This is a genomic window from Cloacibacterium caeni, from assembly GCF_907163105.1.
GTDB classification, from domain to species: Bacteria; Bacteroidota; Bacteroidia; order Flavobacteriales; family Weeksellaceae; genus Cloacibacterium; species Cloacibacterium caeni_A.
On the sequence record NZ_OU015321.1, the window covers coordinates 622,878 to 638,027 of the forward strand.

Annotated in this window: 16 protein-coding genes; 12 read left to right on the plus strand and 4 right to left on the minus strand. The window is 33.4% G+C overall.

Annotated features, from left to right (window positions below; genetic code table 11):
- Positions 1 to 19 precede the first annotated feature (19 nt).
- Together KKQ76_RS02870 and KKQ76_RS02875 are read left to right on the plus strand one after the other, a co-directional pair.
- The gene (locus KKQ76_RS02870; protein ID WP_213195740.1) at positions 20 to 505 is read left to right on the plus strand and encodes an SRPBCC family protein; all 486 of its coding nucleotides are present in this window, start codon (positions 20 to 22) and stop codon (positions 503 to 505) included.
- On the plus strand, positions 502 to 1,929 hold the full coding sequence (locus tag KKQ76_RS02875; RefSeq protein ID WP_213195741.1) for an SDR family oxidoreductase: 1,428 nt from the start codon (positions 502 to 504) through the stop codon (positions 1,927 to 1,929). Before KKQ76_RS02870 ends, KKQ76_RS02875 begins: the two co-directional genes overlap by 4 nt.
- Here KKQ76_RS02875 and ggt read toward each other — a convergent pair whose 3' ends face one another.
- Positions 1,930 to 3,618 carry a gamma-glutamyltransferase gene (gene ggt, locus KKQ76_RS02880; protein WP_213195742.1) on the minus strand — a complete coding sequence of 563 codons (1,689 nt, stop codon included), beginning with the start codon at positions 3,616 to 3,618 and terminating at the stop codon, positions 1,930 to 1,932.
- Positions 3,619 to 3,772: 154 nt separating this feature from the next.
- On the opposite strand from ggt, the gene KKQ76_RS02885 reads away from it, so the two are divergent.
- On the plus strand, positions 3,773 to 4,741 hold the full coding sequence (locus KKQ76_RS02885) for an NAD-dependent epimerase/dehydratase family protein (protein ID WP_213195743.1): 969 nt from the start codon (positions 3,773 to 3,775) through the stop codon (positions 4,739 to 4,741).
- Between the two features lie 112 nt (positions 4,742 to 4,853).
- Positions 4,854 to 5,606: a polysaccharide deacetylase family protein gene (locus KKQ76_RS02890; RefSeq protein WP_213195744.1), complete on the plus strand. Its 753-nt coding sequence runs from the start codon at positions 4,854 to 4,856 to the stop codon at positions 5,604 to 5,606.
- Between the two features lie 172 nt (positions 5,607 to 5,778).
- Here the strand turns inward: KKQ76_RS02890 and KKQ76_RS02895 are convergent, their stop codons facing one another.
- Together KKQ76_RS02895 and KKQ76_RS02900 are read right to left on the minus strand one after the other, a co-directional pair.
- On the minus strand, positions 5,779 to 6,984 hold the full coding sequence (locus KKQ76_RS02895) for a metallophosphoesterase (protein WP_213195745.1): 1,206 nt from the start codon (positions 6,982 to 6,984) through the stop codon (positions 5,779 to 5,781).
- 73 nt (positions 6,985 to 7,057) lie between these two features.
- Positions 7,058 to 8,125: a 3-oxoacyl-ACP synthase III family protein gene (locus tag KKQ76_RS02900; RefSeq protein WP_213195746.1), complete on the minus strand. Its 1,068-nt coding sequence runs from the start codon at positions 8,123 to 8,125 to the stop codon at positions 7,058 to 7,060.
- Positions 8,126 to 8,231: 106 nt separating this feature from the next.
- Here KKQ76_RS02900 and KKQ76_RS02905 point away from each other — a divergent pair, with 106 nt between their 5' ends.
- From KKQ76_RS02905 to rny, 6 genes are all read left to right on the plus strand, one after another.
- Positions 8,232 to 8,798 carry a hypothetical protein gene (locus tag KKQ76_RS02905; protein ID WP_104792503.1) on the plus strand — a complete coding sequence of 189 codons (567 nt, stop codon included), beginning with the start codon at positions 8,232 to 8,234 and terminating at the stop codon, positions 8,796 to 8,798.
- A 58-nt stretch (positions 8,799 to 8,856) separates the two neighbouring features.
- Complete coding sequence (gene ubiE / locus KKQ76_RS02910) at positions 8,857 to 9,573, plus strand: bifunctional demethylmenaquinone methyltransferase/2-methoxy-6-polyprenyl-1,4-benzoquinol methylase UbiE (protein WP_104792504.1); 717 nt, start codon at positions 8,857 to 8,859, stop codon at positions 9,571 to 9,573.
- Between the two features lie 6 nt (positions 9,574 to 9,579).
- Positions 9,580 to 10,356 (plus strand): type IX secretion/gliding motility protein PorT/SprT, encoded by a 777-nt coding sequence (gene porT / locus KKQ76_RS02915; protein WP_213195747.1) that lies wholly within the window; start codon positions 9,580 to 9,582, stop codon positions 10,354 to 10,356.
- A gap of 146 nt (positions 10,357 to 10,502) precedes the next feature.
- Positions 10,503 to 10,805 (plus strand): hypothetical protein, encoded by a 303-nt coding sequence (locus tag KKQ76_RS02920; RefSeq protein ID WP_069796602.1) that lies wholly within the window; start codon positions 10,503 to 10,505, stop codon positions 10,803 to 10,805.
- Positions 10,805 to 11,092 carry a cell division protein ZapA gene (locus KKQ76_RS02925; protein ID WP_104792506.1) on the plus strand — a complete coding sequence of 96 codons (288 nt, stop codon included), beginning with the start codon at positions 10,805 to 10,807 and terminating at the stop codon, positions 11,090 to 11,092. Before KKQ76_RS02920 ends, KKQ76_RS02925 begins: the two co-directional genes overlap by 1 nt.
- A gap of 230 nt (positions 11,093 to 11,322) precedes the next feature.
- Positions 11,323 to 12,894: a ribonuclease Y gene (gene rny, locus KKQ76_RS02930; protein WP_213195748.1), complete on the plus strand. Its 1,572-nt coding sequence runs from the start codon at positions 11,323 to 11,325 to the stop codon at positions 12,892 to 12,894.
- A 55-nt stretch (positions 12,895 to 12,949) separates the two neighbouring features.
- On the opposite strand, the gene KKQ76_RS02935 is transcribed toward rny, so the two are convergent.
- Positions 12,950 to 13,414, minus strand: coding sequence for an acyl-CoA thioesterase (locus KKQ76_RS02935; RefSeq protein WP_104792787.1), 465 nt, complete (start codon positions 13,412 to 13,414; stop codon positions 12,950 to 12,952).
- A gap of 69 nt (positions 13,415 to 13,483) precedes the next feature.
- Here KKQ76_RS02935 and KKQ76_RS02940 point away from each other — a divergent pair, with 69 nt between their 5' ends.
- The gene (locus tag KKQ76_RS02940) at positions 13,484 to 13,831 is read left to right on the plus strand and encodes an arsenate reductase family protein (RefSeq protein ID WP_213195749.1); all 348 of its coding nucleotides are present in this window, start codon (positions 13,484 to 13,486) and stop codon (positions 13,829 to 13,831) included.
- A 78-nt stretch (positions 13,832 to 13,909) separates the two neighbouring features.
- Positions 13,910 to 15,141, plus strand: a protein-coding gene (locus KKQ76_RS02945; RefSeq protein ID WP_246501297.1) for an IS3 family transposase whose coding sequence is annotated in 2 segments (ribosomal slippage) — positions 13,910 to 14,258 and positions 14,258 to 15,141 — 1,233 coding nt in all. Because the reading frame shifts where the segments join, the coding sequence is not laid out codon by codon here.
- The last annotated feature ends 9 nt before the right edge of the window (positions 15,142 to 15,150 follow it).

Genomic DNA, 15,150 nt, shown 5'->3' on the forward strand with positions numbered 1-15,150 from the left:
TTTAAAATAAAATTCAGAGATGAAAATCAATATAAAAAAACAATCAGGAATTTATACACTTACTTCGGAACAGATTCTTCCTATTTCTTTAGAAAAAGCTTGGGAATTTTTTACCCATCCTAATAATTTAGACAGAATTACGCCGAAAGAAATGCAATTTGAAATCACCAATAATCCGCCAGATAAAACGTATCTTGGTCAAATTATTACCTATAAAATAGGAATTTTACCAATGATAAAAAGCAATTGGATTACAGAAATTACGCATTTTGAAGACCAAAAATTTTTCGTTGATGAACAGCGTTTCGGTCCTTATGCAATGTGGCATCACGAACACCATTTCGAAGCTACAGAAGATGGAAAAGTGAAAATGACAGATATTGTCAATTTCAAATTACCAATGGGAGTTTTTGGAGATTTATTGGCAGGTTTTTATGTGAAACATAAAGTGAAATTCATTTTTGAAAGTCGTTTTATAATTTTAGAAGAAATCTTCAAGTCATGAAAATTTTTCTTACAGGAGCCACAGGTTATATCGGAAAAAGACTTCTCATTCAGTTGTTAGAAGAAGGATATCATGTGGTGTGTTCTGTAAGAGACCAAAAAAGATTAAGTCTTAAACTTTATCAAAATCATCTTGAGAAAATTCAAATTATAGAAAATGATTTTCTAGATGAAAATTCTTTACAAAATATTCCACAAGATATAGATTTTGCTTATTATCTGGTGCATTCTATGTCTTCTGGGAGTGGAAATTTCTCAGAAAAAGAGAGAATTTCTGCCGAAAATTTCAGAAAAGCATTAGAAAAAACTTCAGTAAAGCAAGTCGTTTTTTTGACGGGAATTATCAATGAAGAAAAACTTTCAGAACATCTTCAATCCAGAAAAAACGTAGAACAAGCGCTTAAAAGTGAGAAGTATGCTTTAACTTGTCTCAGAGCTGGAATTATCGTAGGTTCCGGAAGTGCTTCTTTTGAGATTATCAGAGATTTGGTAGAGAAACTGCCGATTATGGTGGCTCCAAAATGGTTGAAAACAAAATGTCAACCGATTGCCATCAGAAATGTGATTCAGTTTTTAACCAAAGTTATCGGTGTAGAAAAAACATATAATCAAAACTACGATATTGCAAGTCAAGATGTTCTTACTTATAAAGAAATGTTGCTTCAATACGCCGAAGTTCGAGGTCTGAAACGCTGGATTTTCACTGTTCCGGTCATGACGCCTAAATTGTCTTCGTATTGGTTATACTTTATTACTTCTACCACCTATTCTTTGGCAATGAATTTGGTAGACAGCATGAAAATAGATGTCATTGCAAGGCAAAATTCTTTGGCTTCAGATTTAGGAATTCATTTGTTTTCTTACAAAGAAGCAATTAACATGGCTTTTGACAAAATCAAGCAAAATGACGTTTTAAGCAGTTGGTATGACTCATTTACCAATCAGTTTCACAAGCGAAATGTTTGGCAATATTTAGAAGTTCCAGAGAAAGGTTGTTTTACCGATTTTAGAAAGATGAAAGTAGATGATGAAGAATTGGCGATGGAAAGGGTTTTCAGTATTGGTGGGAAAACAGGCTGGTATTATGCCAATTTTCTATGGAAAATAAGAGGTTTTTTAGATAAATTAATGGGTGGAGTAGGATTGAGAAGAGGAAGAAGAAACCAAAACGAATTAGAGGCAGGTGATTCTCTCGATTTTTGGCGCGTTTTATATGCCAACAAAGAAGAAAAACGCCTTTTACTTTTCGCCGAAATGAAAGTTCCTGGCGAAGCTTGGCTAGAATTCTATATTAAAAATGGAGAGTTATACCAAGAAGCAACTTTCCGACCATTGGGTTTATCGGGAAGATTGTATTGGTATTCAGTTTTACCATTCCATGGTTTAATTTTCAATGGAATGCTTCGTAAATTAGCTGGGAAATAATTATTCTACGGCAACAGAATCATCACTACGACTGTCTGCAACAGCAGTAGCATTACCATTTTCATCAATAACAATCATTTCTATTCTGCCAATTCCGCCACGTTTTTCAAATTTGTAATTTTTTTGTTCTAAAATTTTCAAATTACTTTCTGGGAAATTTTTCTCTACAAAAACTACTTCTGGTAACCATTGATGATGAAATTTTGCGGAATTCACCGCTGACTTAGGAGCCATTTTAAAATCAATCACATTCACGATACTTTGATACACAGAAGTAGGAATAGTAGTTCCACCAGGAGTTCCCACCACGATGTAAGGTTTTCCGTTTTTTAGAACGATAGTTGGTGTCATCGAAGAAAGCATTCTTTTATTGGGTTCAATTTTATTGGCTTCACCACCAACTGCGCCAAACATATTCGGAACGCCTGGTTTTACAGAAAAGTCATCCATTTCATTATTCAAGAAATAACCGCCACCTTTTACCACGACTTTGCTTCCGTATAAACCGTTCAAAGTAGTTGTCACAGCAACTGCATTTCCAAATTTATCAATAATAGAAATATGCGTAGTTTCGGTAGATTCTTTGGGTTGAGCAATAATTTTTCCAACTTCTGCACTTGGAGTAGCTTTTTCAAAACTGAAATTTTTCCAACGAATTTTTAAATATTCTTCAGAAATAAGCATTTGGGTTTTATCTTCTATAAAATCTGGGTCTCCCATAAATTCTGCACGGTCTGCAAAAGCTCTGCGTTCTGCTTCTACCATCACTTGAACTGCTTCTGGAGAGTTTTGTGGATATTTTTCTAAATTTTCAAAACTGCTCATTTTAAGCATTTGAGCCAAAAGAATTCCGCCACTTGAAGGAAGCGGCATCGAAATGATTTCGTGATTTTTATAATCGAATTCTAATGCTTTTCTTTCTTTGGTTTTGTAATTTTTTAAATCTTCAAGGGTAATAATTCCGTTTCCTCGTTTCATTTCGTCAACTAAGAGTTGAGCGTTTTTACCTTCGTAGAAAGCTTTTTGACCTTGTTTTTGAATTAATTTTAAAGTTTGAGCCAATTCTCTTTGAACTAAAATATCTCCTTTTTTCCAAGGACTATTTTTAGTAAATGCTGTTGGATGTGAATTGTGTTTTAGAAAATCTTCTCTGGTTTCATTGAGCAAATTCGCTTCTCTTTCTGTTATGGCAAAACCTTTTTGTGCTAAATCAATGGCAGGTTGAATTAAAACTGACATCGGTAATTTCCCGAATTTTTGATGCGTGTAAAACATCCCAGAAACCGAACCAGGAACACCGACAGCCAATCTTCCGTTTTGTGATAAATCAGTATTGGCTTTTCCTTTTTCATCGAGATACATATCTCTAGATGCATTTTTTGGAGCGGTTTCTCTATAATCCAATGCGATTTTTTCACCTTCTTTGGTATAACCTACCAAAAATCCTCCACCTCCCAAATTTCCAGCTTGTGGATAAACAACTGCCAAAGCAAATTGCGTAGCAATCGCAGCGTCAAAGGCATTTCCTCCTTTTTTTAGAATTTGAGCGCCTGCTTCACTTGCGAGAGGATGTGCAGAAACCACCAAACCTTTTTCTTTTGCCTTGACTTCTTTGACAATAGAAATGTCAGTGAATTGAGCAGAAACTGTTTGCGCTAAAAATAGGAGAAGGAAAAGGAGATTTTTCATTGGGAAATATTTTTATCAAAAATAATCGAAAATTTTAAATGTTTTTCAAAAGTTTCTAAAGACAACAGAGTTACGCCTCCGAAAATATTTTAGGCATAAAATTTTTAATAACCCTTTAATTTTTCTAAATTTGTGAAAATCCTAAAATTTAAAAATGGAAACCGATACGCACACGGAAAAAATTCTTATTACTGGTGCTTTAGGACAAATAGGCACCGAGCTGACCAATAGATTAGTGGAAATTCATGGCGCAGAAAATGTGATTGCTTCTGGACTGGATAGATGGGACAAAAAGCTGACTTCTGCGGGATTTTATGAAAGAATGGACGTTTCTAACACGCAATTGGTAAGACAAGTTTGTAAAGATTACGAAATTACTACTGTTTATCATTTGGCTTCTTTATTGTCTGGAACTTCGGAAAGACAGCCACAATTTGCTTGGAAACTGAATGTAGAGCCGCTACTGAATTTATTAGATATGGCGAAAGAAGGTTTGATTAAAAAAGTGTTTTGGCCAAGTTCTATTGCGGTTTTCGGGAAAGGAATTCCTAAGGAAAATGTGGGCCAAGATGTAGTTCTAAATCCTACAACGGTGTACGGAATTTCTAAAATGGCAGGAGAAAAATGGTGCGAATATTACCATGAAAAATATGGTGTAGATATTAGAAGTATCAGATATCCTGGTTTAATTTCTTGGAAAACTCCAGCTGGTGGTGGAACTACAGATTATGCGGTAGAAATCTTCTACGAAGCAATTGAAGAAGGAAAATACAAATCTTTCATCTCTGAAAATACAGCCATGCCAATGTTGTACATGGATGATGCGATTAATGCAACGCTAAAACTTATGGAAGCGCCATCTGAAAATCTTACCGTAAGAAGTTCGTATAATTTGGGCGGAATGAGTTTTACACCAAAAGAATTGGCGGCAGAAATTAAAAAAGAAATTCCAGAATTTGAGATTTCTTATGAGCCAGATTTCAGACAAGCGATTGCGGATTCTTGGCCAACTTCTATAGATGATTCTGTGGCGAAAAAAGATTGGGGTTTAACCTATGATTTTGGCATTACAGAAATGACCAAAGATATGATTAAAAACCTTAAAGTGAAATTGGGAAAATAGTCAAGTGATAGAATTTTAGAATGGTAGAGTTCTAGAGAACTTAAATTCTTCACCACAAAATAATTTTAAACTTTGTCTGCGGATTGTAGACAAAGTTTTTTATTTTTACGATATGGTTTTACTTACTTTTAACATCATCGCTTCCGAAGTTCCAGTTTCTTATCAAAAAATAGTTACAGAAGAGGAACTTTTAAAGATTACAACAGATGGAACACAGAAAATTCTTGAAATTCTAGAAAAATATCAAATTCACACTACTTTTTTTGTGGAAATTTCTTTGGTGGAAAAGTTACCAGAACTTTTAAAAACCATTGCTAAAAAAGGTCATGAATTGGGTTTACTCAATAAATACTCTTATCAAAAAGAAATAGAAACCGCTAAAGGTTTCTTAGAAGAACTGACAGGGAAAACCATCAGAGGAATGAGACAGTTTCCCGAAAAAAGATTGAGTTCTGAAAAACTGAAAGCCATGCAATTTATTTATCGTTCACCGATGGACTTTTCTAATATTTTCTTTTTTAAGAATACTTTAGAACGAAAAATTGCCTACGAAGAAAATGAAATTATGGTGATTCCGGAAAGTGTTTCGCCATATTCTAGACTTCCGTATAATGATTTTACATTTCAGATGATTCCCATGAAATTTTATCAAAATATGGTGACTGAAACGCTGCAAAAAGAAGAATATGTGTTGATTTATCTTAATTCTTGGCAGTTTGTAGAGCTCAATGATAAAAAATTTGGATTGTCTTTTTACAGAAAATACAATCTTGGCGTACAAATGGAAGAAAAACTCGATCGTTTTCTAAAATTTGTAGAAGAAAATGATTTGGCTATTACCAGAATGAAAGATTTCTTTTTCTAAAATTCAACTAAAAAAAACGCAAAGATTTATACCCTTTTTATACTGATTAAGTAAGCAAAAGAATTATTCGCTTTAGCGAATTGAATAAGCGAGAGCTTTATGCGAATTTATTCGCTTCTTTGCTTTCTTCAAAAAAATAATGGATAGATAAATCTTTGCGTTTCAAAATAAATTATACCAATTCTATAACCGTAATTTCTGGATTGATGCCCACTCTTCCAGGATAAGCAATAACTCCGAAACCTCTGTTTACATAGAGATATTTTCCTTCTGACTCATATAAATCAGCCCATTTTTTGTATTTAAATTTTACAGGCGACCATTTGATGTTTTTCAAATCTAAACCAAATTGCATTCCGTGAGTGTGACCAGAAAGGGTAAGATGAACATTGGTTTTGTGCTTTTTTACCACTTCGTCAAAGTGAGTTGGGTCATGGCTCATCAAAACTTTAATCGCATCTTCAGGAACGCCCTTCAAAGCTTTGTCTAAATCACCATATTGTGGAAAAGGTTTGATTCCCCAATTTTCTACGCCCAAAAGATAAATTTTCTCTCCATTTTTTTCTAAGGCAATATTTTCATTGCGCAGCATTTTAAAACCAGCTTCGGCTTGATAGTTTTTCAAAGTTGGGATGTTTTGCGCTTTTTCTTCTCGAGAATTCCACGCGCCATAATCGCCATAATCATGATTTCCTAAGATAGAAAATTTGCCGTCTTTGGCTTTAATGTTTTTAAAAAGCGGAATAAATGGTTTGAATTCATCTGCATAATTATTCACCATGTCACCGGTGAATAAAACCACATCTGCATCTTGTTCATTAATCAGTTCAATCGCTTTTTGTAATTTTTGAGGATTGAAAAAACTTCCACTGTGAACATCCGAGATTTGTACGATTTTGTAGCCTTTGAAATTTTCGGGGAGGTTTTTAAATCTCAATTTTACTTTTCTTACCGTGTGTCTGTATTTTCCGAAAATTATGCCATCTATTGCCAATGCTGAGAAAATTCCAGCAGCCGCAAGAGCGGTGGTAGAAATGAATTTTCTGCGCTCAGGGAAATAGTTTTCTTTAGCGGTGAAATATTTAAAACCAAATTCTACCAATCTGGTAAAATCTCCTATCAATAAAAATATTACAGACAATAGTTTCGGAAGAATGAAAATCATCATCGCAGAAACCATTAATTGAATTTGTTGATGGTCTCTAGAAGCTTTATTAAATGTTAAAATCCAATATAAGATGATTCCGTAAGCCAAAAGCGTAAAAATCCAATATCCAATTCTAATGTAATTATTGGTAGTAATATTTCTAATCGCTTGATAAACATATATTTCGATGATGAAAAATACAGCGAGTAATACGATAAAATTTGTTTTCATAAATTATTCTTCATAAAAAAACTCCGACAAGTTAAGTAGTCGAAGTTTTGTATATTTTGTTTCAAAATTCTGATTAAGGCATCTTATAAACAATACAGTTGATGTTCATTCCGGCACCTACAGAACCCATTACTACATAACCTCCTTTTTTGAAAGAATGACCTTTCATTTCTCCTTTAGCAATTAAATCAAACATCGTAGGAATAGTGGCTACAGAAGAATTTCCTAAATATTGAATCGTCATAGGAGATACATTTTCGTCATATTCTGATTTCCCGTATAATTTATACAATCTAGAAACCATAGCATGGTCCATTTTTGCATTGGCTTGGTGCATTAAGATTTTATCAATGTCTTCTATGCCAATTTCTGCGTTATCCATTGTTTCTTTTACCGCAGCAGGAACATTTTTGAGGGCATATTCGTAAATTTTACGACCATGCATTCTGATATACATTTTTTCTTGATCTGCTTCTGGATTAAGCGAATGAGAATTTTCTAAATACAAAAGTTCTTCTGCATTATCACAAACGGTATTGGTAGCAATGATTCCTACGTTTTCTTGTTCAGATTTTTGTAAAACTACAGCTCCAGCTCCATCTGCGAAAATCATTTTATTTCTGTCAAATGGGTCAGTTACACGACTTAAAGTTTCACCACCAATTACTAAAATGGTTTTTGCTTTTCCTAGTTTAATTAAATCGTCTGCTAAAATCATTGCTTCTACCCAACCTGGACAACCGAAAATCATATCATAAGTGATGCATTTTCTGTTTTTAATGCCCAATTTGTGTTTTACTCTTGCCGCCATATTCGGCATGAAATTCGCCATTCCGTTAGCAGAAACTTCTCCAAAATTACTCGCGAAAATGATATAATCGAGGTCTTCTTTTTCTATTTTAGCGTCATAAATGGCTTCTTTAGCAGCTTGTACACCAAGGTCAGAATTAAATTGGTCATTTCTCAGATATCTTCTTTCTTCAATTTCTGTGATGTCTACAAATTTTTTAATAATTTCTTCATTGGGTTTATCAATAAAATCTCCTGCGTCTGTATAAAACTTAGAGTTGATAAAATGAGAGCCATCAATTACTCTTTCTGGAATGCAACTACCTGAACCTACAATTACTGAACTTGGCATAATTTCTATATTACATTTATAATTAAGAGGCAAATTTATAAATTAAATCATAACAAACGCATAGAAAATAATTATTAACTTTGCAATTCTCAATATTTTTTTAAATATGAAAAAAAATGCTCCTCTTATTGGGCTTATTGTCTCGGCAAGTGTAATGCTAATTGCCTTTGGAATTTATTATTTATTTTTAGCTAAGAAAAATGAATATTTAGTAGATAATCCTACTACTAAAACCTTTTATTTTAAGATTAATAACGGCGAAGAAAAAATCATCACTTCTGGTCAGTTTGTAAAAGTAGACCTTAACAGAGGGAAACAAAACAGCATTAAAGTTTTTGATGATAAAAAGAAGCTTCTTTTTGATTCTGCTTTTAATGTTTCACAATATAGAGGTTTATTGAATATTGCTGGAGAAGAATATTTTGTGCACCGTCAGTTTTATGGCTATATTCCGAATAAAGATTCCCTTTTAATGGCGAGTACTTTTGAAATGGACGGCGTAAAACTTCCTGGGCATGTTACCAAGCATAAAAAATTATACATAGAAGACTTTTATTATAATGTAGACGAAGATTATGATAAAGTCATTAAAAACATTGATAAAGTAGAATCCAGAACTAAGATTTATAGAAAAGAAGATTTCAAACTGTTCTACAAAGAGAATTATCAATAATACACCTAGGAAAAAGATAGCTAAAAATAATATTACTCAATACTTATTACATAAATACATGCAAGTAAAACCATACAATACCGATCAAAGTAAAAAAACTGAAGTAGAAGATATGTTTGACAACATCGCTCCAAAATATGATTTATTAAATCATGTTTTATCGATGAAAATAGACGTACTTTGGAGAAATACTTTAGTGAAATGGATGAATAAAGATGCTCCGAAACTCGTACTAGATGTAGCGACAGGAACAGGAGATCTTGCCATTGCGGTACAAAAAGGAACAGGAGCAGAAGTAGTAGGTTTAGACCTTTCTCAGCAAATGCTAAACGTAGGAATTGATAAAATTAAGAAACTTAATCTAGACCAAAAAATATCAATGCAAAAAGGAGATGCAGAAAATCTTCCTTTTGAGGATAATAAATTCGATGCAGTTTCCGTTGCATTTGGAGTAAGAAATTTCGAAAATTTAGAAAAAGGTTTAGCCGAGCTAAGAAGAGTGGTAAAAGAAAATTCTAGCGTTTATATTTTAGAATTTTCAAAAGTAGAAGGGTTTTTAGCGCCATTTTATATGTTTTATTTCAAAAATATTTTACCGCAAATCGGTAAATTAGTTTCTAAAGATAATAGAGCATACACGTATTTACCAGATTCTGTAAATGCTTTTCCTTTTGGCGAAAAAATGAAACAAATTTTACTAGACACAGGTTATAGCAAAGTAGAATATAAAAAACTAAGTTTAGGGATAGCTACCATTTATAAAGCGACTAAATAATAGCCCATGAAAAAAACGTTAATCAAAACATTCTCGCTCCTTTTTTTAGGAATGTTTTTGTTTACTCAAGCTCAATTTAGAAACCGAGATAGACAAGACAGAAGGCAAGAGCAAGATTCTTATCAATACAGTTATGGTTTTTATTTAAATCTTAACCAATTTGATTATAAACTCGTTCTAGACCCGAAATATGGAATGGAAGACAAAGTAAATCTTGTTCAAACCAAACCTACTTACAGTTTTGGAGCTGGTTTAATTGGGAGAATGAGATTGAATGACAACTTTGATTTAAGAATAGAGCCAGGTTTACAGTTTGTAGAAAGAGAACTTATTTTTAATACACAATCAAATGACCAATATGCTGCAGATGCGAGTAATCCTTTTACACCAAAAACGCTCACTGAAGCAGATATGGTAAGAAGAGTGAAATCTACGTATGTAGACATCCCGATTATGCTAGAAATTCATGCAGACAGATGGTATAATTCTAGACCTTATGCTGCAGCTGGACTTAATTATATGGTGAATTTACAGTCTAATTCTAGTGCTGCAGATGACAATCAACAAGGAATTTTCAGAAGTACAACCCATAATTTTGCATGGAGCGCAGAAGCTGGAATACAGTTTTATTTCTCTAGATTTAAGTTAACACCAGCTTTTAGAGGAACCTTTGCGTTTAACAATGAAATTGTAGCAGATAACACTGGAACGCCACCTTATTGGACTGCAGCAATTTCTACGATGCAAACCAGAGCTTTCATGTTTGTGTTGAAATTTGAATAAGAAAAATTTTTCTAAATATTTGATTTAAAGAAGATTCTAAGGAGTCTTCTTTTTTTATTTAAAGTTTTGCTTTAAATTATTATTAAATTTCTGTTTAACTGATTATTTTTTTTATATTTTTGCATAAGTTAGAACTAACACCTGAAATGCTTAAAGAATTAGAGAATAATTTTTCTTTACTTGAAAAAAAGATTTTTGAGATGAATAAAAGTTATCAAAATCTTTTAGAAAAGCATGCTATTCTCTCAGAAGACTTTGAAAATCTGAAAGTTAAATATGAAGAAGAGCATAAGAGAAATCAGGAGTTAACAGAAGAGCAAAAAAAAATAAAATTAATCTCAGCAATATCTGGCAATCCAGACCACAATCGATTGATGAAAAATCATATCAATAGATTGGTCAAAGAAATAGACGCTTGTATTGCACAACTTCAAAATAGTGGCTTGTAATGGAAGTAAGAAGAATTACCATAAACATTGCCGGAAGAAATTATCCTCTTAATGTTCCTGCTGCCGAAGAAGAAACGCTTCGTAGAGTAGGGAAACAGATAGAAGGAATGATTAGAGAATTTGAAGCTAATTTTGATGTTAAGGATAAACAAGATGCACTCGCAATGTGCGCCCTAAAATTAGGAGCAAATGCAGAAGTACATCAACTTAACTCAGAAAAAATTATAAAAAATGCTAATGATAGATTAATGCAAATTAATCAGCAATTAGACGAATTAGAAAAGTAAAACTTTTCTATAAAAACTTGCCTACAATAGTTCTAACACATTACAGGTAAACTCAACGCTAAACAATTACCGAACGAATGTCTTTGCAATGGCGTGCTGCTTTACGCAGATTACAGAGCATAGAAAACAGTTCAAATCGTGTTGATTAGGAGTTTACTCTATATCACTGAACTGTTGTAGGTTTTTTTATTTTTAAAAATTAAGTAATTGACAATTAAAACTCGATATATATGGATATAACCGCTATTATTATCGGTGCTGTTTGCCTGATTTTAGGCTTGGTTGCAGGAACGTTGTTCGCAAAAAGTTCTCTCAACTCTAAAGCTAAATTCATCGTAAAAGATGCTAAAAAAAGCGCCGAAAACATTATAGAAAACGCGAATGTAAAAGCTGAAGCTATAAAAAAAGAAAAAGAAGCTCAAGCAAAAGTAAAATTCTTAGAACTCAAATCTCAGCATGACGAAAACATTAACAGTCGTGAGAAAAAAATGCAGGAGGCTGAGAAAAGAATTAGAGACAAAGAACAAAAACTAAATGACGAACTTTCTAAAACAGGAAAACTAGAAAAAGATTTAGAAAGACAAAAAGCAGAGTACGATAAAAAACACGAAATCGTACAGAAAAAGCAACAAGAATTAGACGTAGCAATTGCTCAAAAAGTAGAAATGTTACAAAAAATTTCTAACTATTCGGCAGAAGAAGCAAAAGCAGAACTCGTAGAGTCTATGAAAGCCGAAGCGAAAACCAAAGCTCAGGCTCACGTTCAATCTATCATGGAAGAAGCGCAATTGAACGCTAAAAATGAGGCAAGAAAAATTGTGATTCAAACCATTCAGAGAATTGGTACAGAACAAGCAGTAGAAAATTCAGTGTCTGTATTTAATATAGAATCTGATGAGGTAAAAGGTAGAATCATCGGTAGAGAAGGTAGAAACATCAGAGCGTTAGAAGCAGCAACAGGTGTAGAAATCATCGTAGATGATACTCCAGAAGCAATTTTGCTTTCTTGTTTTGACCCAGTAAGAAGAGAAGTGGCTAGATTATCACTTCACAGATTGGTAACAGACGGTAGAATTCACCCAGCGAGAATAGAAGAAGTAGTAGAAAAAACGCGTAAACAAATAGAAGAAGAAATCATAGAAGTTGGAAAAAGAACCATCATTGATTTAGGAATTCACGGTTTACATCCAGAATTGGTTAAAATCGTAGGTAGAATGAAATTCCGTTCTTCTTATGGTCAAAACTTACTACAGCACTCTAGAGAAGTGGCAAATATCGCTGCTACTATGGCTGCTGAATTAGGCTTAAACGTAAAATTAGCGAAGAGAGCAGGTTTATTACACGATATCGGTAAAGTTCCAGAGCAAGAATCAGAACTTCCTCACGCACTTTTAGGAATGCAATGGGCAGAGAAATTTGGAGAAAATCCAGAAGTAGTAAATGCGATTGGAGCGCACCATGACGAGGTAGAAATGACTTCTTTATTATCACCAATAATTCAAGTAGCGGATGCAATTTCTGGAGCAAGACCAGGAGCAAGAAGACAAGTTTTAGAATCTTATATTCAAAGATTAAAAGACTTAGAAGCAGCTGCATTAAGCTTTGATGGCGTGTCTAGTGCATTTGCGATTCAGGCAGGTAGAGAATTGAGAGTGATGGTAGAATCTGCAAAAGTAACAGACGAAGTAGCTCACCAACTTTCTTATGACATTTCTGAAAAAATTCAGAATGAGTTAACTTACCCAGGTCAAGTAAAAGTGACGGTAATTAGAGAAACGAGAGCCGTAAATATCGCAAGATAATTACTCTTCAAAATAACAAATTAAAACTCCTTTCAAATTTTTGAAAGGAGTTTTTTTATAAGAACGGTTTCATTTCGTCTTCTATTTGTTTCCTCAGGTCCATCAATTTGATGGCGTATTGTTCCATTTGTTTTTCTTGTTCAGTTTCGGGGATGAATTTGGGGACTTCTATGGTGTTTCCTTCGTCATCTACTGCCACAAAAACGATGATGCAGTGCGTTTTTTTCTCAAATTCTTTGCGTTTTATATTTCTAGAAAATACATTGATGGCAATATGCATACTGCTTTTGCCGGTGTAAATCACTTCGGCTTCTACTTTTACAATGTGACCAATTTTGATAGGCGAAAAGAACCTGATTCCACCTACATAAACCGTGACACAATAACTAGAACTCCAAGAACTTGCGCAAGCGTAGCCAGCTTGGTCTATCCATTTCATTACGCTTCCACCGTGTACATTTCCGCCATAATTTACATCTCCAGGCTCAGAAATAAACTGAAAAATAGTCTTGTTGCTCATTTGCTCTAAAATTTGAATAAAGATATTCAATAATTTTTGAAATATAGAGATTAATCTTATTTTTGAAACATGAAAAAAGTATATTTTTTAAAGACTTGCAGCACTTGCAAAAGAATTATGTCTGAATTTGACTTAACTGATTTTGAACAAAGAGAAATCAAGTCAAAAGCTGTTTCTGAAGAAGAATTACAAGAAATGTATGCCTTGTCTGAATCTTATGAAGCACTTTTTAGCAAAAAATCTACTCAAATCAAGGAACGAAATATAGAGGTAAAATCTTTACAAGAAGAAGATTTTAAAAAACTGATTTTAGAGGATTATCGTTTTCTAAAACGCCCCGTTTTTATCATCAGTCAAGAGATTTTTATAGGAAGTGACAAGAAGAATATTGAACTTTTAAGAGAAAAATTAAAATAAAAAAGCAGTTCGGAGAGAACTGCTTTTTGAGTATGTTATGACCCGTCCTAAAATAAGTTTACACCCAATAGACTTATTATGGAAAATCGAGAGAAGACAGTAGAAAAGCGTACACAACAAGATTACACAATGGCTTTTAAATTAGGTATTGTAAGCCGTGTAGAAAAGGGCGAATTCACTTACAAACAGGCACAACAACATTACGGTATCCAAGGTAGAAGCACCGTTTTGGTTTGGCTCAGAAAATATGGTAATTTAGATTGGAGCAAACCCACCATTCATACCATGTTACAATCCAAAGAAACACCCGCCGAAAAGATTAAAAGATTAGAGAAAGAATTAGCTGATGAGAAACTGAAAACCAAAGTTCTCAATATGATGATTGATATCTCCGACAAGCAATACGGCACACAGATCCGAAAAAAGTTTACGCCCAAACAGTCAGACAACTCCAAGAAAAAGGATTGAGTTTATCCAAAATCTGCAGATTGTTTGGGATAAGCAGACAAGCCATTTACCAGCAGCGCCAAAGATTATGTGTTCGGGAAAAAGAATTGGAGAAAGTTAAACAATTCGTTGAGGAGATTCGTTTAGAACAGCCCAGAATAGGAACAAGAAAACTTTATTATTTGCTTAAAAATAAGTTCAAGCTTGAAAAGATAAAAATAGGCAGAGATGCGCTGTTCAATTATTTACGAAGAGAAAACCTGCTTATTTATCCTAAGAAAAGATATACAAGAACAACTTTCTCCAAACACTGGCTCAGAAAACACCCCAACCTTTTGAAAACGACTTGCCTAAAAAGAAAAGAACAGGTATTTGTAAGCGATATCACTTATATAAAAACCAAAACGAATGTCTGTTATTTATCTTTGGTTACGGATGCTTACAGCAGAAAAATAATGGGTTACGAATTAAGTGAAAATATGAATGCTGAAAATGTAGTCAAAGCTCTGAAAATGGCCGTTAAAAACAGAACAACACATCTTCCGCTTATTCATCACTCAGACAGGGGATTGCAATATTGCTCAGAAGTGTATCAGAAAGTACTTGTTGAAAACAAAATAAAACCCTCAATGACAGATGGCTATGATTGTTATCAAAATGCTTTGGCAGAAAGAATAAACGGAATATTGAAGCAGGAATTTTTAATTTATAAATGCAAAAACATTCAGGATTTAAAACAAATGGTTAAAGAAAGTATTTATATTTACAACAACAAAAGACCACATCTTAGTCTGAAGATGAAAACCCCGGAAACAATCCACAAAAAATCCGGAAAATCAATATCTTCCGGATTGGTATTTTAATGTAAAACT

Coding starts and splice junctions, on each gene's coding strand:
- KKQ76_RS02895 (WP_213195745.1), bottom strand. CDS start 6,984: ATGAAAACAAATTTTATCGTATTACTCGCTGTATTTTTCATCATCGAA.
- KKQ76_RS02870 (WP_213195740.1), top strand. CDS start 20: ATGAAAATCAATATAAAAAAACAATCAGGAATTTATACACTTACTTCG.
- KKQ76_RS02925 (WP_104792506.1), top strand. CDS start 10,805: ATGGAAGTAAGAAGAATTACCATAAACATTGCCGGAAGAAATTATCCT.
- rny (WP_213195748.1), top strand. CDS start 11,323: ATGGATATAACCGCTATTATTATCGGTGCTGTTTGCCTGATTTTAGGC.
- KKQ76_RS02935 (WP_104792787.1), bottom strand. CDS start 13,414: ATGAGCAACAAGACTATTTTTCAGTTTATTTCTGAGCCTGGAGATGTA.
- KKQ76_RS02905 (WP_104792503.1), top strand. CDS start 8,232: ATGAAAAAAAATGCTCCTCTTATTGGGCTTATTGTCTCGGCAAGTGTA.
- KKQ76_RS02900 (WP_213195746.1), bottom strand. CDS start 8,125: ATGCCAAGTTCAGTAATTGTAGGTTCAGGTAGTTGCATTCCAGAAAGA.
- KKQ76_RS02885 (WP_213195743.1), top strand. CDS start 3,773: ATGGAAACCGATACGCACACGGAAAAAATTCTTATTACTGGTGCTTTA.
- KKQ76_RS02890 (WP_213195744.1), top strand. CDS start 4,854: ATGGTTTTACTTACTTTTAACATCATCGCTTCCGAAGTTCCAGTTTCT.
- ggt (WP_213195742.1), bottom strand. CDS start 3,618: ATGAAAAATCTCCTTTTCCTTCTCCTATTTTTAGCGCAAACAGTTTCT.
- KKQ76_RS02940 (WP_213195749.1), top strand. CDS start 13,484: ATGAAAAAAGTATATTTTTTAAAGACTTGCAGCACTTGCAAAAGAATT.
- KKQ76_RS02875 (WP_213195741.1), top strand. CDS start 502: ATGAAAATTTTTCTTACAGGAGCCACAGGTTATATCGGAAAAAGACTT.
- porT (WP_213195747.1), top strand. CDS start 9,580: ATGAAAAAAACGTTAATCAAAACATTCTCGCTCCTTTTTTTAGGAATG.
- ubiE (WP_104792504.1), top strand. CDS start 8,857: ATGCAAGTAAAACCATACAATACCGATCAAAGTAAAAAAACTGAAGTA.
- KKQ76_RS02920 (WP_069796602.1), top strand. CDS start 10,503: ATGCTTAAAGAATTAGAGAATAATTTTTCTTTACTTGAAAAAAAGATT.